The following is a 21,876-nucleotide window of genomic DNA, read 5'->3' on the forward strand; positions in this document are numbered from 1 at the left end:
CAACTAAGGACGGGGGTTGCGCTCGTTGCGGGACTTAACCCAACATCTCACGACACGAGCTGACGACAGCCATGCAGCACCTGTGTTCCAGGCTCCGAAGAGAGGGTCACATCTCTGCGACCGGTCCTGGACATGTCAAGGGCTGGTAAGGTTCTGCGCGTTGCGTCGAATTAAACCACATGCTCCACCGCTTGTGCGGGCCCCCGTCAATTCCTTTGAGTTTTAATCTTGCGACCGTACTCCCCAGGCGGAATGCTTAAAGCGTTAGCTGCGCCACTAGTGAGTAAACCCACTAACGGCTGGCATTCATCGTTTACGGCGTGGACTACCAGGGTATCTAATCCTGTTTGCTCCCCACGCTTTCGTGCCTCAGCGTCAGTACCGGGCCAGTGAGCCGCCTTCGCCACTGGTGTTCTTGCGAATATCTACGAATTTCACCTCTACACTCGCAGTTCCACTCACCTCTCCCGGACTCAAGATCTTCAGTATCAAAGGCAGTTCTGGAGTTGAGCTCCAGGATTTCACCCCTGACTTAAAAACCCGCCTACGCACCCTTTACGCCCAGTGATTCCGAGCAACGCTAGCCCCCTTCGTATTACCGCGGCTGCTGGCACGAAGTTAGCCGGGGCTTATTCTTGCGGTACCGTCATTATCTTCCCGCACAAAAGAGCTTTACAACCCTAGGGCCTTCATCACTCACGCGGCATGGCTGGATCAGGGTTGCCCCCATTGTCCAATATTCCCCACTGCTGCCTCCCGTAGGAGTTTGGGCCGTGTCTCAGTCCCAATGTGGCTGATCATCCTCTCAGACCAGCTACTGATCGTCGCCTTGGTAGGCCATTACCCTACCAACTAGCTAATCAGACGCGGGCCGATCTTTCGGCGATAAATCTTTCCCCGTAAGGGCTTATCCGGTATTAGCACAAGTTTCCCTGTGTTGTTCCGAACCAAAAGGTACGTTCCCACGCGTTACTCACCCGTCTGCCGCTGACGTATTGCTACGCCCGCTCGACTTGCATGTGTTAAGCCTGCCGCCAGCGTTCGCTCTGAGCCAGGATCAAACTCTCAAGTTGGACTTGAACTTTGAACCGGCTGATCACAACGTTTGACGAGGTCCCACCATTGTCGACCGAAATCGACTTGCTGTCTGCGATTCACATCGCGGACAACGATGGTGTTTCCTTTGAAACGTGTACCGCCGAAGTCTTTCGTCCTCTCTCAGTACTCAAAAGCCGAAGCTCTCAAGTGGTCCGAGAGGCGCAAGGACTCCGCCGTCCACGTTTCTCTTTCTTCATCTTCACTTGTCAAACAGCCCGGGGCCGTGGAGGCCCCAACCTTCCGGAGTGGAAGGGTTCCGACACTCTTACCGACGTCGAATGACTCCAACCGATTGTGTCGGCTGTTGTGTCACTCAACAAGTTGAGGAGCATCAGTGGCGCGTTCGCTCGCCTTGGTCAGTGACCCGGCGGCGCCGCGCTCAGTGGTTGGGGTTATAGGCCCCACCTTCCGGGCTGTCAACGCCAATCGTCAACAAATCGTCGCACAGTGGATTGGCGGAAAAATTCTAGCGATTCCAAACGATTAGGAGACCCTGAAGCGAGCAGAGCGACGGTGTCCGGCAAAAAATCTGAAAAAAAGTTTGTCGCCCTGGGGGCTCGTGAGGGGCTCCTGAAGGGGGTCTGGACACGGCCCCGGGCGCCCCTCACCCCCAAGGCCGCGCCGGCCCGTTCAGGAAACTTTTTCCATCTTATGCGCCGTACTAGAGCCACAATCCCGCGGCGTTCTGATAAGAGACAAGCTTGAATCGCAGGGAGGCCAGTGGGGGCTGCCGGCGGTTTTCATGGGGTTCAGAGAAGGCGATCTGACGATGACGCGGCCTTCTTCGGACGTTCGAAAGACATCGAGAGACCTTCACCTGCCCAGCTGTTCGTAATTTCGGCCGGGCCTCACCTGAGGCCTTCTGAGCGCGAGCACCTGTGCGGCATGGCTTTTCCCGCGATGCCCCTTCAAGAGGGCGACCGGGGAGAGACACGAAGCAAGGCTGTCGGGTCGTTGATTGGGGGACTTGGGTTGAACCAGAGGACGTCACGCGGCGCTTACGGGCGTGAGACCGGGATCATCGATCTCGGCCACGAGCCGCCGCTGTCCGTCGATGGTTCCGAGGCCGCCGTGATCGATCGCCGTCGCGTCTCGGTGCAATGGTTCAGCGGCACAATTCTGACCGGACTCTGCGGCGCGGCCTTGATCGGCGGCGCCGTTTTCGCATCGCTCGACGGCGAAATGACCTTCGCCAAGGTGCCGGAGCGCGTCGAAGGGGCGCTGCGCGGTGCCTTCGGTACCGCCGATCGCACCGCCACACTGCACAAGAGCGATCGCCTGCCGCCGCCGAACGATTCCACCGCCTCGCGCAACATCGTGCGCGTCTCGACGGTGGCCCGCGTCGGCAACCGCGACGTGATGCGCGTGCGGCCCTTCATCCGGATCGCCGGCAATCTGTCGATGACGACGAGCGATCTGTCGGCGAAGATTCCGCCGTTCAACGCCCAGCGTCTGCTCACCGACGTCGGCTCCGATCCGAAGACCGCCTCCGACGATCCGAACAATCCCGAAGCCGTCGAGCCCGACGCCGAGGTCTCCTTCGTCACGAAGGATCTCTCGCCGGTGCTGCCGAAGGCCAAGATCTCCGCGGTGGTGGCGCTCGACGACATCCTGATGCGGGTGCGCGATGCCGCCAATTGGCGCGGCAATGGCGGGGTGCGCTATGCCTCGCTGGCCAACGCCGCCGCCGACGTCTCGGGCGCGACCGGCGCCACGGACATGAAGATGGCCTACGCCACCGAAGCGTCGTCGTCCGATCCCTATGCCGGTTTCGAGACCCGCGTGGTGCCGGAAAACGTCACGCTGCTGCCGAAGACCAAGGAGCAGATCACCGGCGGCAATCCCACCGGCGAGCGCGTGCACCTGGTCAAGAAGGGCGACAGCGTCGGCTCGGTGCTGCGCGATCTCGGCGCCACGACCGAGGAGATCAAGGCGATCACCGCGACCCTCGGTCCGCGAGGCCGCGACGGCGGCCTGAAGGAAGGCGAGAAGCTTCGCATCCTGATGGCGCCGGCAAGCCCCGGCGCACGGCTGCAGCCCTATCGCGTCGTGGTTGCAAACGACACCGTGGTCGAGGCGATCGCAGCACTGTCCGATCTCGGCAAATACGTCGCGGTCGACGTCTCGAGCATGAACACCGTCGCCGACGCCACGACCAGCACCAGCAGCGAGGACGACGACGACGACGACGGCAGCGGCGTGCGGCTCTACCAGAGCATCTACGAGACCGCGATGCGCAACAAAGTGCCGATGCCCGTCATCGACGACATGATCAAGATCTACTCCTACGACGTCGATTTCCAGCGCAAGGTGCAGCCGGGCGACTCGTTCGACGTGTTCTATGCCGGCGAAGAAGACGGCACGACCTCGAGCGAGAAGAACGACGTGCTGTTCGCCTCGCTCACGGTCGGCGGCGAAACCAAGAAATATTACCGCTACCAGAGCCCCGACGACGGCGTCGTCGACTACTATGACGAGACCGGCAAGAGCGCGAAGAAGTTCCTGGTCAGGAAGCCCGTCAACAGCGCCATCATGCGCTCCGGCTTCGGCGGCCGCCGCCATCCGATCCTCGGCTATGTGAAGATGCACACCGGCGTCGACTGGGCTACCGCCTACGGCACGCCGATCTTCGCCGCCGGCAACGGCGTGATCGAGAAGGCCCAGCTCGAGGGCGGCTACGGCAAATATATCCGCATCAAGCACAACAACGGCTACGAGACCGCCTACGGCCACATGTCGGCCTTCGCCAAGGGCATGGAAGCAGGCAAGAAGGTGCGGCAGGGCCAGGTCATCGGCTTCGTCGGCTCGACCGGCCAGTCGACCGGCCCGCACGTTCACTACGAAATTCTCGTCAACGGCCGCTTCGTCGACCCGATGCGCGTGAAGCTGCCGCGTGGCCGTTCGCTGGAAGGGCCGATGCTGGCCAGCTTCGAGAAGGAGCGCGACCGGCTCGATGCGATGATGAGCGGCCGGGGCGGCGCCATCGCCCGCCTGTCGGACGCCACCGGCGGGCCGTTGCAGGTCACCAACCGGTAATTGCAACCGGCCGGGATCGGCCGCACGTCTCCGCAAAAACCTGGCCCTGATGCGGCGGCATATCACGGCGGCACAATTTCAAGTTTCGTTTGCCAAAGCCGCGTGACGGGCGAATACTTTCCAAAAATCGGGAGGTCTCGCCATGACGACCAGGCTCGCCTGCGCAGCGTTTGCGGCTGCGATTTTCGCAAGCACGAGCGTTTTTGCCGAGAGTTGGCAGGTCACGAGGCTCGTGCCGGGCTCGGCCTTTCATGGCGTGCACGGGCTCGGAATCGACAAGGACGGCCATCTGTTTGCGGGCAGCGTCGCGGGTGCAGCGCTCTACGAAGTCGACGTCGCTGCGGGCACCGCGAAGGTTGCAATCCCCGCTCCTGTCGGCATGGCCGACGACATCGCCTTCGCGCCCGACGGCACCATGGCCTGGACCGGTTTCTTGACCGGCGATCTCTATTCACGCAAGGGCGACGGCCCGATCAAGAAGCTGGCATCCGGCCTTCCCGGCATCAACTCGCTCGCCTACCGCAAGGACGGCCGGCTCTACGCCTCAACGGTCTTCCTCGGCGACACCCTCTATGAGATCGACGTCGAAGGCGTCAAACCGCCGCGGCAGATCATGGAGAAGATGGGCGGCCTCAACGGCTTCGAATTCGGCCCCGACGACAAGCTGTACGGACCGCTCTGGTTCAAGGGACAGGTCGCCAGGATCGACGTCGACAAGGCCGAGCTGACGGTGGTTGCCGACGGCTTCAAGGTGCCCGCCGCGGTGAACTTCGATTCCAAGGGCAATCTCTGGGTCGTCGACACCGCGCTCGGCCAGCTCGTCCGGGTCGATCCGAAGTCCGGCACCAAAGCCATGGTCGCGCAGCTGAAGCCGTCGCTGGACAATCTCGCGCTCGACGACAAGGACCGGATCTACGTCTCCAACATGGCCGACAACGGCATCCAGGAGGTGGACCCGGCGACCGGCCAGGCCAAGCAGATCATCATCGGCAAGCTCGCTTTGCCCGGCGGCATCGGTGTCACCTCTGAGGACGGCAAGGATACGGTCCACGTCGCCGACGTGTTCGCCTATCGTACCGTGGACGGCGGAACCGGCGAGGTCACCGAAAAGGCGCGCATGCACGCCGATGGCACCACGCTCGAATATCCGATGAGCGCGACGGCGAAGGGCAACGATGTGGTCCTGTCGAGCTGGTTCACCGGCACGGTGCAGGTGATCGACGGCAAGACCGGTGCGACGCGCGAGATGCTGCACGGCTTCAAGGCGCCGCATGATGCGATCGTGCTTGCCGACGGCAACATCCTGGTGGCCGAGCTCGGCACCAAGTCGCTGGTCAAGGTCAGCGGCGAGCATGGCAAGGATCGCACCACTTTGATCGGTGGTCTCGAGGGCCCGATCGGCCTCGTCGGCGGATCGAGCGACGAGGTCTACGTGACCGAAGGCTTCGCCGGCACGGTCTCCAGGATCGACGCGAACGGCGAGAAGACCGTGCTCGCCAAGGACCTGAAAATGCCTGAAGGCCTCGCGCGCGGCAGCGACGGCCGATTGATCGTGGCGGAGGTCGGTGCCAAACGGCTGATCGAGATCGCGCCGGAGAACGGCCAGCTCACCGAGATCGCGGCCAATCTTCCGATCGGCCTGACCGGCGCGCCGAACGGCCTGCCGACCCACATCCCGACCGGTGTCGCCATCGGTGGGACCGGCGCCATCTATTTCAGCTCCGATATCGAGAATGCGATCTACAAGGTGGTGAAGAAATAGCCTCCGCGCGCAACGGGCCTGCGCGCGGAACCGAGGCTGGGATTCCCGGTTAGAGGCAATCGGGAAGCCCATCAGCAGGAGGATCGCCCATGACGCGCCTCTCACGCGACGATGTCGCCAAGGCCGTGGACCGGGCCGACGAGGTCACCATTGCCCAGATCATCGGAACCGGCGCAACCGCCGAGGAGCTTGCCGAAGCCCAGGCTTGGCTCGCCAATGACGAGCCGATGATCAACGATTTGCGCCCACTGGCGCAGGGACGCGTGCGCGAGCTCGTGGATATTCTCTCGGAGCTCGACCAGGACGATGACGAGCAAGGTCTAACAGGACCCGGCTCGGCGTTCGCAATCAGCTAGGCTCGATCAAGCGCAAAAGAATGCCCCGGAGAGGCGACCTCTCCGGGGCGGTATTCGTAGTCGCGAGTTCAGTGCTCAGTTCAGCTTGCGCTTCGACACCGGCGCTTCGAACTGGGTGATCTCCGCGGTCTGCGGCGCCTTGCCGTTGAAGGTCAGTACGTTGCCTTCGGACGAGATCGCAACATTGTCCCCGTCCTTGACGTCGCCGGCCAGGATCATCTCGGCGAGCGGATCCTGGAGGTAGCGCTGGATCACCCGCTTCAAGGGCCGGGCGCCATAGGCGGGGTCCCAGCCCTTGGCTGCGAGCCAGTCGCGGCCTGCGGCATCGAGCGTCAGCACGATCTTGCGATCGGTCAACAGCTTCTGGAGCCGCGCGAACTGGATCTCGACGATCCGGCCCATCTCGCTCCGTTGCAGGCGGTGGAACAGGATGATCTCGTCGACACGGTTCAGGAACTCGGGACGGAAATGTCCCCGCACCATGCCCATCACCTGCTCACGCACGGCCGAAGTGTCTTCGCCCTCGGGTTGATTCACCAGAAACTCCGAACCGAGGTTCGAGGTCATGATGATCAGCGTGTTGCGGAAATCGACGGTACGGCCCTGGCCATCGGTCAGGCGGCCGTCATCGAGCACCTGCAACAGGACGTTGAAGACGTCGGGGTGCGCCTTTTCGATCTCGTCGAACAGCACCACTTGGTAGGGCCGGCGCCGCACGGCTTCGGTGAGCGCGCCGCCCTCGTCGTAGCCGACATAGCCCGGAGGTGCGCCGATCAGCCGCGAGACCGAGTGCTTCTCCATGTATTCGGACATGTCGAGGCGGACCATCGCGGTCTCGTCGTTGAAGAGATATTCGGCGAGCGCCTTGGTCAGCTCGGTCTTGCCGACGCCGGTCGGGCCCAGGAACATGAACGAACCGGTCGGCCGGTGCGGATCCTGCAGGCCCGCGCGCGAACGGCGCACGGCGGTGGCGACCGCACGCACGGCCTCGCTCTGCCCGACGACACGTTGCCCGAGCTGCTCCTCCATCTTCAGGAGCTTCTCCTTCTCGCCCTCCAGCATCTTGTCGACCGGCACGCCAGTCCAGCGCGAGACCACCTGCGCGACGTGATTGGCGGTGACAGCCTCCTCCATCATCTCGCCGGAGTTCTCCTTGGCCTCGATGTCCGCAAGCTGCTTCTCGAGCTGCGGGATCCGACCATAGGCCAGCTCGCCCGCCTTCTGGAATTCGCCGCGCCGCTGCGCGTTGGCCAGTTCGACCCGCAGGCCGTCGAGCTCGGCCTTCAGCTTCTGGGCGTCGGAGAGCTTGCTCTTCTCCGCGCTCCAGCGCGCCGTCAGCGAAGCCGACTTCTCCTCGAGCTCGGCAAGATCCTTCTCCAGCGTCTGGAGCCGGGACTTGGAGCCGAGGTCGCTTTCCTTCTTGAGAGCTTCCTGTTCGATCTTGAGCCGGATGATCTCACGATCGAGCGAATCCAGCTCTTCCGGCTTGGAATCGACCTGCATCTTCAGCCGCGCCGCGGCCTCGTCCATAAGGTCGATCGCCTTGTCGGGCAGGAAGCGATCCGTGATGTAGCGGTTGGACAACGTCGTGGCCGCAACGAGCGCGGAATCCGTGATCCGCACGCCATGGTGCTGCTCGTACTTGTCCTTCAGGCCGCGCAGGATCGAGATGGTGTCCTCGACCGATGGCTCGCTGACGAAGATCGGTTGGAAGCGCCGGGCCAGTGCGGCGTCCTTTTCGACGTGCTTCTGGTACTCGTCGAGCGTGGTCGCGCCGATGCAGTGCAGCTCGCCGCGCGCCAGCGCCGGCTTGAGCAGGTTGGAGGCGTCCATCGCGCCGTCGCCCTTGCCGGCACCGATCAGCGTATGCATCTCGTCGATGAACAGGATGAAGGTGCCTTCGCTGCCGGTGACTTCCTGGAGCACGGCCTTCAGCCGCTCCTCGAACTCGCCGCGGTACTTCGCGCCGGCGATCAGCGCGCCGAGATCAAGCGACAGCAGCTTCTTGTCCTTGAGGCTCTCCGGCACATCGCCATTGACGATGCGCAGCGCCAGTCCTTCCGCGATGGCGGTCTTGCCGACGCCGGGTTCACCGATCAGGACGGGATTGTTCTTGGTCCGGCGCGAGAGCACCTGGATGGTGCGGCGAATCTCCTCGTCGCGGCCGATGACCGGGTCGAGCTTGCCATCGCGCGCCGCCTGGGTCAGGTCGCGGGCATATTTCTTCAGGGCGTCATACGCGTTCTCGGCCGTGGCGCTGTCAGCCGTGCGGCCTTTGCGCAGCGCTTCGATCGCGGCGTTGAGGTTCTGCGGGGTCACGCCGCCCTTGTTCAGGATGGCGCCGGCTTCGCTGGTCTTCTCCAGCGTGAGGCCGAGCAGCAGCCGCTCGACCGTGACGAAGCTGTCGCCGGCCTTCTCGCCGGCCTTTTCGGCGGCATCGAACGTGCGCGCGAGTTCCGGGGCCAGATAGATCTGGCCTGCGCCGCCACCACTGACCTTCGGCACCTTGCCCAGGGCGTCCTCGGTCGCCTTCAGGATTGCGCGGGAATTGCCGCCGGCGCGGTCGATCAGACCGGCAGCTAACCCTTCATTGTCGTCCAGCAGGACTTTCAGGACATGGAGCGTGGAAAACTGCTGATGCCCCTCGCGCATCGCAAGCGACTGCGCGGACTGGATGAAGCCCCTGGAGCGTTCGGTATACTTCTCGATATTCATAGCTTTTCTTTCCCTCGGCCTGCCCATGGGGCCCTGCAAGGCACCCCAAACGGCATCTTCATTGGGTTTCCGCTCGTCGCGTTGACATTCCTCAACGCAACAAACGGTCGTTATCAGCCCGCGCTGGCGCCGGCCTGACCCAGATGTGGGAAGTGCGTCCTCGGATCGGAAGAGGCGTATTCACAATTTCGTGCGCTGATCGGGCCGCTTGGCGGGTGCGGGGCGAATCCCCTAAGTAGCGGCATGACAGCCAGCCACACCGCCGAAATCACCGCCCTTTACCGCTACCCGATCAAGGGGCTGACGCCGGAATCCCTGCCCCGGGTCGCCTTGCGGTCCGGTCAGACCCTGCCCGCGGACCGCCGCTACGCCATCGAGAACGGCCCCAGCGGGTTTGACCCCGAGGCCCCCGAATGGAAGCCGAAGGTCCAATTCCTGATGCTGGCCCGCAACGAGCGGCTGGCGTCTCTGGACAGTCGGTTCGAGGATGCGACCAATCGCCTGACCATCCGTAAGGACGGCGAGATCGTCGCCAGCGGCGATCTCGAGACCGCGGCTGGGCGCGCTGCGATCGAGACCTATTTCAGCGAGAACTTTCAGCCCGAGCTGAAGGGCCCGCCGAAAGTCCTGTCCGGCCGCGGCCACAGCTTTTCCGACGTCGCCCGCAAGGTGGTGTCCATCATCAATCTCGACAGCGTCCGCGCCATCGAGGCCATGCTCGGCGGCGTTGCCGTCCATCCCTTGCGCTTCCGCGCCAATCTCTACGTGAAGGGCTGGTCGGCCTGGTCCGAGCTCGATCTGGTCGACCAGACGCTCGCGATCGGACAGGCGCGCCTGAAAGTGGTCAAGCGCATCAAGCGCTGCCCGGCCACCAACGTCGATCCTGACACCGCCGTGCGCGATCTCGATATTCCGCCGACGCTCTCGCGCCATCTCGGCCACATGGATTGCGGCATCTACGCCGAGGTGATCGAAGGCGGCGAGATCGGCGTGGGTGATACGGTCGCGGTGGAGCAGCCGAAGCTGGTGTGAGCCGATATCGGCGCACCACACTCGGTCATTGCGAGCGCAGCGAAGCAATCCAGAGAGCTGCCGGTGAGACAGCCTGGATTGCTTCGTCGCTTCGCTCCTCGCAATGACGCCGGCGACGAGCTTCAATTCGGCATCACATACGCATAGATCCTGCCGCGCGAGATCGGGGCCTCGCGGACGCGATTGCCGTTGTTGCCGGAGATCATGATCGGATTGCCCTGCGCGTCGATGCCCGTGATGATGCCGACATGACCGCCGCGGCGGCCGCGCGACATCACTGCGATGGCGCCGACCTGGGGACCTGAGACGCGCGTGCCGTAGTGCGCGAACGAGCTCGCCATGTCGGAGCCGGTGCCCTGATGGCCGGTCTTCTGCAGCACCATGTTCATGAAACGCGCGCACCACAGGCTGCCGCGCCCCGTGGGATTGCCGCCCAGATAACGCCGCGCCTCGGAGACCAGACCCGATCCGCCGCCGAAGCCGCCGCTCATGCTCGCGGGCGCATTGGCGCTCGGATCATAGCTGGCCTGCGTGTTGGCGAATTCGCTGGACCGCAACGCCGTCGCGCTGCGCTCGAAGCGCGAGCCGCGGGTGGAGTGGCGATAATGATGATGTCTGGCGTGATGCACGTAAGCGTGCCGCTCTGCGCTATGACGATGATGCGGCCGCGCGGAGGCCGGAGAAACGAATGCGGCAAAAGCCGCGACGAAGATCGCCAGCGCGACAACACAACGCGACAGGCGAGACGCAAACAACTCAACCATTCTTCATCCTACGTTGACACCCCACTTTCCCATCGGCCGTGCGGTGGCCGACATCGATGAGGCCGTTAAGCCGCCCGATGTGGCGAGAAAAAGACACGGTGCCTGCGAATAGCTGCGATGATTTTGCGTCAGTGCTGGCAGGAAGCTGCCTCATTGCGGACATCAGCATTAACTGCGATCCTCAACTCATGGCTTGAAGAGAGGGAAACGGTTAATGCCCCACGCCACGACCAGGGACGACGTCCGCATCTATTTCGAGGAAGCGGGCCAGGGAACGCCGATACTTTTTCTGCACGAGTTCGCGGCCGACTACGGCAATTGGGAGCCGCAGATGCGCTACTTCTCGCGCGGCCACCGCTGCATCACCTATTCCGCGCGCGGCTACACGCCGTCTGATGTGCCCGACGGCGAGGTCTACAGCTACACGCATTTCTACACCGACGCACTCGCCGTGCTTGATCACCTCGGAATCGCGCGCGCACATCTCGTCGGCCTGTCGATGGGCGCCTACTCGTCGCTCCAGATCGGATTGAACGCGCCGCAGCGCGCGCTGTCGATGACGCTGGCCGGCGTCGGCTCTGGTTCGGAGCTCGAGAATTTGGAGGCCTGGCGCAAGCAGTGCCGCGCCAATGCCGAGCAATTCGAGACGCTGGGCTCCGCCGAGGTCGCCAAGGCCACGCGGGAAGCGCCGAGCCGGATTCCATTCCTCGTCAAGGACCCGCGCGGCCACGCCGATTTCTATGCCGCGCTGGCGCGGCACGATGCCAAAGGCTCGGCCAACACGATGCGCGGCTTCCAGGGCGGCAGGCCGTCGATCTACACGATGACGGAGGCGATCGCGAAAGCGGCCACGCCCGCACTGATCATCTGCGGCGACGAGGATGATCCGTGCATCGGCGCAAGTCTGTTCCTAAAAAAGCACCTGCCTGCCGCGGGCCTAGCGATGTTTCCGAAGTCAGGCCACGTGCTAAATCTTGAGGAACCCGCGCTGTTCAACGAAAGCGTGGAACGGTTCGTGACCCTGGTGGAAGCAGGCCGCTGGCCGATGCGCGATCCGAGGTCGCTGGCGGCGCACTAGAGCAACGGCGCCACCACGCATGGTCATTGCGAGCGCAGCGAAGCGATCAGACCTTGGGAGCCGCCGGTAGCGGTGGCAATGCGGAATTACCCGCCGAGGCCAGCCGCCTGACGCTGGCCTCGATCGATACCAGCAAGAACAGGAACATGATGAAGATAAAATAGGAGAAGGCACCTGCTGCGACGTACAGGGCGACAGGAGCCATCAATCGCAGGGCTAGCCTGCGGTCTTGCTCTTCCTGAAATTCCTGGGCGACGAGTTGCAGTTCGCCCTGCAGCTTGTTGAAGAACCACACCACGAAATACGGCGCGCGGGTGGGAGGCGTAGCGGCCGTGAAGCGATCGATGGCGGACGAATACTGCTTGTCCTTGTTTGCCGTCGCCAGGGCCGGTGCTCGCGCGCTCAGTCGCCTGGCGTAGTCGAAGATGAGGGAGCGCCACAGCACCTCGATGTTGCCCTCATCAAGCGCGTTTCGGTCCTCCAGCGCGGAATAGCCGCGGAACCGCACACCGTTGTTGTGAAGCCAATCGGCGAACTGGGACGCGTTCTCAAAGCTGGCTCCCAGCGCACCATCGAGAAACTTGTTGAACTGCTGCAAGATCTCCGGATCGAGACGCTTTCCCTTTTCGTAAGCCACATTGTCGGGCCCACCAGTCTCCTTGACGATAGGTGCCTCCGCCGGAAAGACCTCCCTGATCAATTTGACCGGATCCGTCACCTGGCGAAACCGGTCGATCTGATCGGCGAGCCTCACCTTCGGATTCGGCGCGAACTCCGCATACAGTGCGAAGAGCAGCGCCAGCATCGTGATGATGAAGGACACCATCGCGGTCGCGATGACCGTCCCTCTCAGGAGGCGAACAAACAACGTTTCGATATTGCTCAGCATGACAATCACTTCTTGTTCAGGATGATTCCCGACCCACTGAGCCTGGATTGGCGATCCTTGTAGTCATCGTAGCTCTCGATGGTCTCAAATCCGTTCGCCTTGGCAGTTGCGAGGCGATCAAGTCGGCCCGTATCGTAGAGGGCGTTAAGCGAACTGAGGGCTGCCTTTAGCGCGGCAAGATCTCCTTCGGTCTGAGCATTCCCGACGCCGCCGACGGCGGTCTTCAGGTCCTGCACCAGCGGCGCGTCGAAGCTGATGCCTTGCAGCTTCGCGTTCACGATCGCCACTTTCCGCCCTGCTATTTCGGAGACTCGGGTGAACTCGGCAGCTTCGTCGAAGATCGCCGAAGCTGCATCGCAGTCCGACATAAGGGTCTTCAGCGTGGCCGAATCCGCGCCGTTACTGACCGCAGCAAGGCGCGACGCGATCGCATCCAGCTTGGTCTTGAAGTTATCGTTCGGAAGATCGCCTCGATGATAGGAAACCCTGCTTAGAGTATCCTTGATCCGTTGCCGCGCGCGCTCATCGGGATTGATGCGGGTGACCGCCGGGGGCGGTGAAGCTGGCGGCGGAGGAGGCGCGGTCGAGACCGGCGGCGATGGTTGAGCGGCGGAGACCGGCGGGGGCGACGGCGAAGCAGGTTCCGACGCGGCTGAATCGGCAATCGAAGACGTGCCGAGATTCGCCTGAACCTGCGGCTGGACCGGAGCGGGTCCTGCGAATGTGGACGCATCAACAGCAAAGAACCGCAGCGTGCCCCGCCCGCCTTGGTCCCAGTTGGCAGCCCAGACGAAACCCGGCCCACCGGCCAGGCGGTAGATGGGCAAGCCGAGCTGCGCGGATCGGCGGAAATTGCCGAGGAAGTCCACCATGAAGCCGGCCCTGATGTCGCGGCCCTGCGCGAGCAGGGCCAAATTGTTCGCGTCGAGCGGCAGCAGCGTGACCGTGCCCCAGCTGGCCATGAGCCCTTGCACACCTTCAGCTTGCGGCATGGCCATCACGTTGGGCTGGCCGTACTTTCTCGCAAGTCGTCCGATGTCTTCATTCGCCTCGTTGCCGCTGAACCATGCCGGCTCCAGGTAGCGGTTGACGTAGGACACCGTGCCGTCGGGCGAATGCAGGATCGAGTAGGACGACACGAACGGTCCCCGTCTCGAGCTTTCCGCCACCTTGCGGGTGCACCAGCTGAAGCCGTCGAACTGTTCGCTGGGACTACACTGATATTGCCGATAGACCGAGCTTTCGAAGTTGACCTTCGCGCCGAGGTTAAGTCCGTCGACTGCATAGATCGAGATCACGCTCGGGCTCACGGCTATGCCCGATGGATTTTGCGCGAGGCCGCTTCGGCAGAAGCGGCGCACGTCCGCAAGCCGCCGTCGCCGGGGCTGATGCCTTGCTGAACCGCTTGCGCAATCGACAAGCCGCGCTGGCGCAGGTTCTCGTCGATGCAGGACATCTCGGCCGCCGGAATCTTGCGCCACTCGGCCTGGGTCGCCTGAGTGATCGCGGTCTGAACCAGGCCACCAAAAATGTTAACGATGTCGCTTCCGCTCTGGGCGAGTACCGGTTCGTACGTCAAGCCCACACTGAACAGCACAGCGAGTGCCGGCAGCGCTCTACCCATCGTCTCAGCCCTTCATTTCCCCAGCGGCATTATGGCTGAAGGAATCGAGGACATGCAACCTAGAGGCTCAACTTTGGTTAGCCGCAGGATTGGATACTTGGTCTAGTTCCCTGAGTCAGGTATCGCCGTCCGCCGCCGCAATGACGAAAAACTACTTCCCACCGCCTCGGCTGAGCAGGAACACCCCCTGCTCGCCGAACAGATTCCACACCCACCAGGGCAACCGCAGGCGCAAGGGGCGGCCGTAGAGGTCGAGCGCTTCGGCACGCTCCATCTTGACATGGATTTCGTCGCAGAGCTCGACGAAATCCTTGATGGTGCAGAAATGGATGTTGGCGGTGTCGTACCAGCTGGCCGGCAGGTTTTCCGTGCGCGGCATGTGGCCGCCGATCAGGAGCTGGAGGCGCATCCGCCAGAAGCCGAAATTCGGGAACGAGACGATGGCGCGGCGGCCAATGCGCAGGAGGTTTTCCAGCACGACCTTGGGCTGCCGCGTCGCTTGTAGCGTCTGCGACAGGATCACGTAGTCGAAGGCATCGTCCGGATAATTCACGAGATCGGTGTCGGCATCGCCCTGCACCACCGCGAGGCCCTTTGCCACGCAGCGGTTGACGCCTTCACGAGATAGTTCGATGCCGCGGCCGTCGATCCCGCGGGTCTCCAGCAGTTGAAGCAGATCGCCCTCGCCGCAGCCGACGTCGAGCACCTTTGAGCCCGGCTTGACCATCTCGGCGACCAGCAGATGGTCGGCGCGATAGTTTCCCGATTGCGTGGTCACGATGCCGTTGAACGGCAGCACTTCTTGCGCGGACATGTCAGCCGTCCTTGTCGGTGAGCCCGCGCGCCTTGCCGGCCGATTGCAGGAAGGCGCGCGAGATGTCGAAGAATTCGGGCACGTCGAGCAGGAAGGCGTCGTGGCCGCGATCGGTCTCGATCTCGGCGAACGACACCCGCGCGCTCGATGCGTTCAGCGCGTGCACCAGCGCGCGCGATTCGGATGTGGGAAACAGCCAGTCACTGGTGAAGGAGACCACGCAGAAGCGGGTCTGGATCCCCGCGAAGGCCTTCGCCAGCACGCCGCCATGGTCGGCGGCGATGTCGAAATAATCCATCGCGCGGGTCAGATAGAGATAGGAGTTGGCGTCGAAGCGCTCGACGAAGGACGAGCCCTGGTAGCGCAGATAGGACTCGACCTGGAAGTCGGCGTCGAACGAGAAGGTCGGCAGCTCGCGGTCCTGCATGCGCCGCCCGAACTTGCGATGCAGGGCGGCGTCCGAGAGATAGGTGATGTGCGCAGCCATCCGTGCGACCGCGAGGCCGCGATGCGGATGGATGCCGTGATCGGCATAGCCGCCATTGTGCCAGTCCGGATCGGCCATCACGGCCTGGCGGCCGAGTTCGTGGAAGGCGATGTTCTGCGCCGAGTGCCGCGTCGCACAGGCAATCGCCAGCGCGGAGTAGACGCGTGCAGGGTACGCCGCCGTCCATTGCAGCACCTGCATCCCGCCCATCGAGCCGCCGACGACGGCAAACAACGTGTCGATGCCGAGCCGGTCGATCAGCATCGCCTGCGCGCGCACCATGTCGGGAATGGTGATGACGGGAAAATCCAGGCCCCACACCTTGCCGGTCGCGGGATTGATCGAGGCCGGGCCGGTCGAACCCATGCAGCCGCCGATCACATTGGAGCAGATGATGAAGTACCTCGCAGGATCGAGCGGCCGGCCGGGGCCGACCAGCGTCTCCCACCAGCCGGGCTTGCCGGTGACGGGATGCACATTGGCGACGTGCTGGTCTCCGGTCAGCGCATGGCAGATCAGCACCGCGTTGGAACGGTCGGCGTTGAGTTCGCCATAGGTCTGATAGGCGATCTGAAACGGCGAGAGATCGACGCCGCAATCGAGCCGCAGCGGCTGCTCAGTGCCGAACAGCGCAAGCTGCGAGCTCGGATGATCGACCTCATGCGAGCGATCGTCGGCACTGATCGCGGGACTGGGCACGGACTTGACGCCAACCATCATCGACCTCGTTTGCGACGGCCACGAGAACCGCCGCTGACATCAGGCCATGAAAAACCCGGCCTGAATGATAGGTTCGGCCGGGATCGGAAGCGTCCCCGGCCTGTTTAGCGAGTTTTTTAACGTGGCTGCAAGCCGGCCGGCTCAAATGACCACGGAACGGGCAAAAACCTACCGGCTCAGGCTGATTTCGTCAAGTCACGGTCCGGATTGAGCAAAATCGGCTCTCGCCGCGCGGACCGGCAGGTCTCGCGTCCTCTTGCATTTCTCTTTGCTTTCGCCGCCCCGACTGCCTAATCAGAACCTCGACCGCTCCCTCACAACACAGCCTGTCAGATATGTCCCAACGTCCGCCGGCGCCACCATCGCTCCAGGAATTGCGCAAGGAGATCGACGCGATCGACGAGGCCATGCATCGCCTCCTGATGCAGCGTGGCGACATCATCGATCGCCTGATCCAGGTCAAGCAGACCCAGGAGGTCGGCTCGGCGTTCCGCCCGGCGCGCGAGGCCTCGATGATGCGTGAGATCGTGCAGCGCCATCGCGGCATTCTGCCGCTCGACACGGTCGAGAGCATCTGGCGCGTCATCATCTCCACCTTCACCTATGTCCAGGCGCCGTTCTCCGTGCACGCCGACATCTCGGTGAGCGAGCCTGCCATGCGCGATTCCGTGCGCTTCCATTTCGGCTTCACGGTGCCTTACGTCGCCCATTTCAGCGCGCAGGCCGCGGTCGAGGCGGTGGCGAAATCCAAGGGCGATCTTGCGCTGGTCTCGGCGACCTCGAGCCGCACGCCGTGGTGGCTGGAGCTGGAGGCCGACGGCGCGCCGAAGATCATCGCGCGCATGCCCTTCGTCGAACGCGCCGACCATCCGGCGGCGCTGCCCGTGTTCGCGATCTCGCGCGTCGCCGACAGCGCGCTGGTCACGGAAGTGGAGACCTTCAGCGTGCGCGTCTCCGGCTGGAACGCCGAGGTGGCGCGCGCGCTGTCGCCGCTGGCCGAGATCGTGGCGGTGCCCGATACCGCCTTCGACGGCGCAGCGCTGCTGGTGTCGGTGACATCAGCCACCGGCATCGACAAAATCAGGGCTGCCCTGATCGAGGCGGGGGCCTCGGTGCGCTCCACGGCCCTCGTCGGCAGCCACGCAACGCGCTATACGGTGCCCCCGACCGGGGCGAAATCGTAAGTTCGCGCCCAGCCAATCTCGGAGTTGAAGATGTCCCGCCCCGTGCCGAATCCCGGCATTCTCGATATTGCGCCCTACACGCCCGGCAAGAGCCCGGTGGCGGAGCCGGGCCGCAAGGTGTTCAAGCTCTCGGCCAACGAGACGCCCTTCGGACCCTCGCCCAAGGCGATCGAGGCCTTCAAGCACGTCGCGGATCATCTGGAAGACTATCCGGAGGGAACCTCACGCGTGCTGCGCGAGGCGATCGGCCGCTCCTTCGGCCTCGACCCCAATCGCATCATCTGCGGCGCCGGATCGGACGAGATCCTCAATCTGCTCGCCCACACCTATCTCAGCCATGGCGACGAGGCGATCTCGACCACGCACGGCTTCCTGGTCTACCCGATCGCGACCATGGCGGTCGGGGCCAAGAACGTGATTGCGGCCGAGAAGAACCTCACCTGCGACGTCGACGCCATCCTGAAAGCCGTGACGCCGAAGACGAAGCTGGTCTGGCTCGCCAACCCCAACAACCCGACCGGCACGTACATCCCGTTCGACGAGGTCAAGCGCCTGCGCGCCGGCCTGCCGTCGCATGTGCTGCTGGTGCTCGATGCCGCCTATTCCGACTACGTCTCGCGCAACGATTACGAGATGGGGATCGAGCTGGTCGCGACCACCGAGAACACCGTGGTGACGCACACCTTCTCCAAGATCCACGGCCTTGCGGCGCTGCGCGTCGGCTGGATGTTCGGCCCCGAGCACATCATCGATGCGGTCAACCGCATCCGCGGCCCGTTCAACGTGTCGACGCCGGCGATGTATGCCGCTGTCGCCGCCATCGAGGACACCGCGCACCAGGCGATGTCGAAGCAGTTCACCGAGACCTGGCGCAACTGGCTCACCGAGGAGATCGGCAAGCTCGGGCTGAAGGTGACGCCGAGCGTCGCCAATTTCGTGCTGATCCACTTCCCGACCGAGAAGGGCAAGACGGCCGACGACGCCGACGCCTTCCTCACCAGGCGCGGTCTCGTGCTGCGCGCGCTGAAGAATTACGGCCTGCCGCATTGCTTGCGCATGACCATCGGCACCGAGGAGGCCAACCGCCTCGTCGCCGAGGCCTTGCGCGACTTCATGGCCGGCAAATGAGCGAGCAGGCACACTTCCGGCGCGTCGCGCTGATCGGCTTCGGCCTGATCGGCGGCTCGATCGCGCGCGCTGCGAAACTTCAGGGCCTGGCGGGCGAGATCGTCACCACCGCGCGCTCGGAAAAGACCCGCGCGCGGGTGATGGAGCTCGGCATCGTCGACCAGGTCGTGGCGACCAATGCGGAGGCGGTAAAGGATGCCGATCTCGTCATCCTCTGCATTCCCGTCGGCGCCTGCGGCGAGGTGGCGCAGGAGATCGCCGCACATCTGAAGCCCGGCGCAATCATTTCCGACGTCGGCTCGGTCAAGGGCGCGGTGGTCAAGGACATGGCGCCGCATCTGCCGAAGAGCGTTCATTTCGTGCCGGCCCATCCCGTCGCGGGCACCGAGCATTCGGGGCCGGATTCCGGCTTCGCCGAGCTCTTCATCAACCGCTGGTGCATCTTGACGCCGCCGGAAGGCGTCGATGCCGGGGCCACCGCGCATTTGCGCGCATTCTGGGCGGCGATGGGCGCCAAGGTCGAGGTGATGACGCCGGATCATCATGATCTCGTGCTCGCGATCACCAGCCATCTGCCGCATCTGATCGCCTACACCATCGTCGGTACCGCCGACGAGCTGGCACAGGTGACGGAGTCGGAGGTCATCAAGTTCTCCGCCGGCGGCTTCCGCGACTTCACCCGCATCGCGGCCTCCGACCCGACGATGTGGCGCGACGTCTTCCTCGCCAACAAGGACGCCGTGCTGGAGATGCTCGGCACCTTCACCGAGGATCTCGCCAAGCTCACGCGCGCGATCCGCCGTGGCGACGGCGAGGCGCTGTTCGACCATTTCACCCGCACCCGCGCCATCCGCCGCGGCATCGTCGAGATCGGTCAGGATTCGGCGGCCGCGGATTTCGGCCGCCAGCACGGACAGCTCGACAAGAAGCCCGGCTAATTGCGACCCTTGACCTGCGTAATGCGGCGGCGGCCGGCGAGACCGGCGCCGATCTGCATGCACACCCCCAGCATCCAGGTGGCGCCGAACAAGAGGTTGCTGGCGGGAGCAGACGTTTCGTCGATCACGAAAGCATAGAGTGCGAGTAGGCCGGCTCCAGCCGCGAGGAAGGTGCCGGTCGCGCTGGCAAGACCGATCGCGGGCGATCGATGCGCCGGGCCGGCCTGGAGCTGCGGCCAGCGCGGGATGTCGATCCCGAGATAGGCGCCGGTCATTCCGAGCACGATTAGCAGAACAGTGAATTCGACGGTGTCGAACCAGGGCAGATCGGCCCGCATCAGCAATGCGGCGACGAAGGTGGCGCCGACCGCGCCCGTCATTGCCAGGCCAAGCCGGGCGACGACGTGCGCGAGCCGAAGGATCAGTAGACCGTCGGACAATTGCCACCCACAGAACATCAGAACGGATAGTACCTGACCTGCGTCATGACGATGTTGTCGTCGGTCTTGGGTGCGCCGCCGACGCCGGCGAAGGCGAAGCGCTGCGTGTAGGAGTACTGTACGCCGGCTTTGACCGTGCCGTAATTGCCCTGGTAGACGGTGTCGTAGATGCCGGCGGTGACCTGCCGGACTTCCCTGGTATTGCCGTTACAGCTCGCTGCCGGCGTGTTCTCGGTGAAGCAGCCGGTGTTGTTGTAGAGCGGATTGCCGTAGCCGAACGGCACCGTTCCCACATTGGCGAAATTCGCCTTGGTCTTCTCCAGTCCCGCGTAGCTGTAGACATCGAGGCTCGGCGTCGCGTGCCAGATCAGGCCGGCCGCGGCCGCCGTGATCGTCAGCGGCAGCACCGTGCCGTCCTGCGCCACCGCCGCATCGGGGAACGGCGTCGCCGTGAAGCGGCCGAGCACGCCATGTGCGCCGTAGACCTGCAGGTCGAGGGTCTTCGGGATCAGCTCGGCGAAGACGTGGCCACCGAAGCTGCCGGTGTCGTAGGTGTGATTGGCGCCGTCGAAGCGATCGAACAGCTGGCGATAGAGCGCCCACGCCTCGACGTGCAGCTTGTAGGGACCGAGCCGTGGATCCCATGCCGCCTTGACGGTGACGTCAGGCACCTGGTTCAAGCTGACATTGTTGAGGTTGTTGAAGAAGCTGCCGCCCGGCCCGGTCAGATTGACCTGCAGGTTCGGGTTGAGCACGCCCTGCGGGCCGACCGCCGGCGTGCCGACTGCCGGGGTGTTGCCGCCGAAAAACGCGGTCTGCGGATTTTCAACCGACGCGGCGAGCTTGAATTCGGGCCCGATATCTTTCCAGACGCGCAGTCCTGGCTGGCGTGCCGCCAAAAATCCCGGAACGGATTCGAAGTCGATCACGCCGGGCGCATCGACGCCGCGGGGATCGATGCCCGACTTGGTCGGCGCGTTCAGCGACCAGGATTGTCCCGCGAGGAAATGCAGACCGAGATCGGTTCGATCGACCTCGAGGCTGAGCTGCCGCATGCGCGGATTGAAGGAGTTGGTGGCCACCGAGCTCGCCGTCTGCGCCGCCCCCTCGAAGTCGATTTCGCCGTAACCGGCGAGATGCGTATCGGCATCGGCGTTGCCTTCGGCCAGCACCGAGAACCTGCTCTGGCGCGCGGAGAATCGCGTCTCCGGGAGGTAGAAATTGTGGGCCTGCGGATAAGGGATGAAATTGTAGACCGAGCCGGTGTCGGAGGCGATGTTGCGCGTGCGGTAGATCCCGGTGAGATCGACCCAGCCGCCGAATGTCAGCGTGATGCCTTTGTAGCAGACCCTGTCGCCCGCGCATGCCTCGACAGGCAGCGCCTTGTAGGTCCCCGGCATCGGCATGACTTTGGCCTGCACGGCTTCGACCTGGCGCGTCTTGCGCGCCTCCGAATCCACTCTCTGCTGCAGCTCCTTCAATTTGGCCTTCAGTGCCTGAATTTCCGACGCGACATTGTCGTCGGCACGCGCCTGCCCCGAACAGGCAGCGAGCAGTCCCAGCATGAGTCCGCGAGTGATGATGCGCACGTAAACCTCCCTCCACTTGGGAAGCAGGTCCTGATGGTTGCGCCCCCGGCGCGTGCTTGCTTCCCTGGTGTGGAGTGATTTGAATGCGGCCACGCTTATTCGCCGGCTCGCGCATCTTCTGCATCACGTTTTCCTGACGATCATGTTCGGAATATTTGCATCGCTCGACCGATCCGCACGCGCGCGATGACCCGCGCAGGCGAGCAGCGTGCATTGGGCCCG

The 21,876-nt window shown here is 63.7% G+C and carries 17 protein-coding genes, 1 rRNA gene and 1 riboswitch (1 of these 19 only partly in view); of the genes, 8 read left to right on the forward strand and 10 right to left on the reverse strand.

The window, feature by feature from the left end; genetic code table 11:
* Positions 1 to 1,073 (reverse strand): 16S ribosomal RNA (locus tag X265_RS32800); it reaches 414 nt to the left of the window's first position.
* Between the two features lie 997 nt (positions 1,074 to 2,070).
* Between X265_RS32800 and X265_RS32805 the strand changes: the two genes are divergently transcribed.
* The 3 genes from X265_RS32805 (at position 2,071) to X265_RS32815 (ending at position 6,252) form a co-directional block, all read left to right on the forward strand.
* Positions 2,071 to 4,134: a M23 family metallopeptidase gene (locus tag X265_RS32805; protein ID WP_164938912.1), complete on the forward strand. Its 2,064-nt coding sequence runs from the start codon at positions 2,071 to 2,073 to the stop codon at positions 4,132 to 4,134.
* Positions 4,135 to 4,276: 142 nt separating this feature from the next.
* Complete coding sequence (locus tag X265_RS32810) at positions 4,277 to 5,896, forward strand: NHL repeat-containing protein (RefSeq protein ID WP_128968574.1); 1,620 nt, start codon at positions 4,277 to 4,279, stop codon at positions 5,894 to 5,896.
* Positions 5,897 to 5,985: 89 nt separating this feature from the next.
* On the forward strand, positions 5,986 to 6,252 hold the full coding sequence (locus tag X265_RS32815) for a hypothetical protein (protein WP_128968575.1): 267 nt from the start codon (positions 5,986 to 5,988) through the stop codon (positions 6,250 to 6,252).
* Positions 6,253 to 6,327: 75 nt separating this feature from the next.
* Here X265_RS32815 and clpB read toward each other — a convergent pair whose 3' ends face one another.
* Positions 6,328 to 8,967 carry an ATP-dependent chaperone ClpB gene (gene clpB, locus X265_RS32820; RefSeq protein ID WP_128968576.1) on the reverse strand — a complete coding sequence of 880 codons (2,640 nt, stop codon included), beginning with the start codon at positions 8,965 to 8,967 and terminating at the stop codon, positions 6,328 to 6,330.
* Between the two features lie 243 nt (positions 8,968 to 9,210).
* On the opposite strand from clpB, the gene X265_RS32825 reads away from it, so the two are divergent.
* Positions 9,211 to 9,999 carry an MOSC domain-containing protein gene (locus X265_RS32825; RefSeq protein ID WP_128968577.1) on the forward strand — a complete coding sequence of 263 codons (789 nt, stop codon included), beginning with the start codon at positions 9,211 to 9,213 and terminating at the stop codon, positions 9,997 to 9,999.
* Between the two features lie 122 nt (positions 10,000 to 10,121).
* Here X265_RS32825 and X265_RS32830 read toward each other — a convergent pair whose 3' ends face one another.
* Positions 10,122 to 10,763 carry an NlpC/P60 family protein gene (locus tag X265_RS32830; RefSeq protein ID WP_128968578.1) on the reverse strand — a complete coding sequence of 214 codons (642 nt, stop codon included), beginning with the start codon at positions 10,761 to 10,763 and terminating at the stop codon, positions 10,122 to 10,124.
* Positions 10,764 to 10,977: 214 nt separating this feature from the next.
* On the opposite strand from X265_RS32830, the gene X265_RS32835 reads away from it, so the two are divergent.
* Complete coding sequence (locus X265_RS32835) at positions 10,978 to 11,841, forward strand: alpha/beta fold hydrolase (RefSeq protein WP_128968579.1); 864 nt, start codon at positions 10,978 to 10,980, stop codon at positions 11,839 to 11,841.
* Between the two features lie 46 nt (positions 11,842 to 11,887).
* On the opposite strand, the gene X265_RS32840 is transcribed toward X265_RS32835, so the two are convergent.
* The 5 genes from X265_RS32840 to metX all read right to left on the reverse strand — a co-directional run bounded on the left by X265_RS32840 (position 11,888) and on the right by metX (position 16,372).
* Positions 11,888 to 12,730 (reverse strand): hypothetical protein, encoded by an 843-nt coding sequence (locus X265_RS32840; protein ID WP_128968580.1) that lies wholly within the window; start codon positions 12,728 to 12,730, stop codon positions 11,888 to 11,890.
* A 5-nt stretch (positions 12,731 to 12,735) separates the two neighbouring features.
* On the reverse strand, positions 12,736 to 14,028 hold the full coding sequence (locus X265_RS32845; RefSeq protein ID WP_128968581.1) for a hypothetical protein: 1,293 nt from the start codon (positions 14,026 to 14,028) through the stop codon (positions 12,736 to 12,738).
* Positions 14,029 to 14,042: 14 nt separating this feature from the next.
* Positions 14,043 to 14,354 carry a hypothetical protein gene (locus X265_RS32850; RefSeq protein ID WP_128968582.1) on the reverse strand — a complete coding sequence of 104 codons (312 nt, stop codon included), beginning with the start codon at positions 14,352 to 14,354 and terminating at the stop codon, positions 14,043 to 14,045.
* A 151-nt stretch (positions 14,355 to 14,505) separates the two neighbouring features.
* Positions 14,506 to 15,168 carry a methionine biosynthesis protein MetW gene (metW, locus tag X265_RS32855; RefSeq protein WP_128968583.1) on the reverse strand — a complete coding sequence of 221 codons (663 nt, stop codon included), beginning with the start codon at positions 15,166 to 15,168 and terminating at the stop codon, positions 14,506 to 14,508.
* A gap of 1 nt (position 15,169) precedes the next feature.
* Entirely contained in the window at positions 15,170 to 16,372 is a 1,203-nt protein-coding gene (metX, locus tag X265_RS32860) for a homoserine O-acetyltransferase MetX (RefSeq protein ID WP_128969497.1), read from the reverse strand.
* 86 nt (positions 16,373 to 16,458) lie between these two features.
* Positions 16,459 to 16,538, reverse strand: a riboswitch (SAM riboswitch).
* 172 nt (positions 16,539 to 16,710) lie between these two features.
* Between metX and X265_RS32865 the strand changes: the two genes are divergently transcribed.
* Genes X265_RS32865 through X265_RS32875 form a run of 3 tightly spaced genes read left to right on the forward strand, consistent with a single transcriptional unit; the run spans position 16,711 to position 19,625 of the window.
* A complete protein-coding gene (locus X265_RS32865; protein ID WP_128968584.1) occupies positions 16,711 to 17,559 on the forward strand; it encodes a chorismate mutase in 849 nt (282 codons plus the stop codon).
* 30 nt (positions 17,560 to 17,589) lie between these two features.
* Positions 17,590 to 18,687: a histidinol-phosphate transaminase gene (gene hisC / locus X265_RS32870; RefSeq protein WP_128968585.1), complete on the forward strand. Its 1,098-nt coding sequence runs from the start codon at positions 17,590 to 17,592 to the stop codon at positions 18,685 to 18,687.
* Positions 18,684 to 19,625 (forward strand): prephenate/arogenate dehydrogenase family protein, encoded by a 942-nt coding sequence (locus X265_RS32875; protein ID WP_128968586.1) that lies wholly within the window; start codon positions 18,684 to 18,686, stop codon positions 19,623 to 19,625. The genes hisC and X265_RS32875 overlap by 4 nt, the downstream gene beginning before the upstream one ends.
* Here X265_RS32875 and X265_RS32880 read toward each other — a convergent pair.
* On the reverse strand, positions 19,622 to 20,065 hold the full coding sequence (locus X265_RS32880; RefSeq protein ID WP_128968587.1) for a hypothetical protein: 444 nt from the start codon (positions 20,063 to 20,065) through the stop codon (positions 19,622 to 19,624). The genes X265_RS32875 and X265_RS32880 overlap by 4 nt on opposite strands.
* Positions 20,066 to 20,082: 17 nt before the next feature.
* Positions 20,083 to 21,654: a hypothetical protein gene (locus X265_RS32885; protein ID WP_188637437.1), complete on the reverse strand. Its 1,572-nt coding sequence runs from the start codon at positions 21,652 to 21,654 to the stop codon at positions 20,083 to 20,085.
* Between the last annotated feature and the right edge of the window lie 222 nt (positions 21,655 to 21,876).

Origin of the sequence: Bradyrhizobium guangdongense (genome assembly GCF_004114975.1) — a bacterium.
Classification (GTDB): Bacteria; Pseudomonadota; Alphaproteobacteria; order Rhizobiales; family Xanthobacteraceae; genus Bradyrhizobium; species Bradyrhizobium guangdongense.

Excerpts from the sequence above, each read along its gene's own strand:
- X265_RS32810 (WP_128968574.1), top strand. The coding sequence starts at position 4,277 with ATGACGACCAGGCTCGCCTGCGCAGCGTTTGCGGCTGCGATTTTCGCA.
- X265_RS32815 (WP_128968575.1), top strand. The coding sequence starts at position 5,986 with ATGACGCGCCTCTCACGCGACGATGTCGCCAAGGCCGTGGACCGGGCC.
- clpB (WP_128968576.1), bottom strand. The coding sequence starts at position 8,967 with ATGAATATCGAGAAGTATACCGAACGCTCCAGGGGCTTCATCCAGTCC.
- X265_RS32825 (WP_128968577.1), top strand. The coding sequence starts at position 9,211 with ATGACAGCCAGCCACACCGCCGAAATCACCGCCCTTTACCGCTACCCG.
- X265_RS32830 (WP_128968578.1), bottom strand. The coding sequence starts at position 10,763 with ATGGTTGAGTTGTTTGCGTCTCGCCTGTCGCGTTGTGTTGTCGCGCTG.
- X265_RS32835 (WP_128968579.1), top strand. The coding sequence starts at position 10,978 with ATGCCCCACGCCACGACCAGGGACGACGTCCGCATCTATTTCGAGGAA.
- X265_RS32840 (WP_128968580.1), bottom strand. The coding sequence starts at position 12,730 with ATGCTGAGCAATATCGAAACGTTGTTTGTTCGCCTCCTGAGAGGGACG.
- X265_RS32850 (WP_128968582.1), bottom strand. The coding sequence starts at position 14,354 with ATGGGTAGAGCGCTGCCGGCACTCGCTGTGCTGTTCAGTGTGGGCTTG.
- metW (WP_128968583.1), bottom strand. The coding sequence starts at position 15,168 with ATGTCCGCGCAAGAAGTGCTGCCGTTCAACGGCATCGTGACCACGCAA.
- metX (WP_128969497.1), bottom strand. The coding sequence starts at position 16,372 with ATGGTTGGCGTCAAGTCCGTGCCCAGTCCCGCGATCAGTGCCGACGAT.
- X265_RS32865 (WP_128968584.1), top strand. The coding sequence starts at position 16,711 with ATGTCCCAACGTCCGCCGGCGCCACCATCGCTCCAGGAATTGCGCAAG.
- hisC (WP_128968585.1), top strand. The coding sequence starts at position 17,590 with ATGTCCCGCCCCGTGCCGAATCCCGGCATTCTCGATATTGCGCCCTAC.
- X265_RS32875 (WP_128968586.1), top strand. The coding sequence starts at position 18,684 with ATGAGCGAGCAGGCACACTTCCGGCGCGTCGCGCTGATCGGCTTCGGC.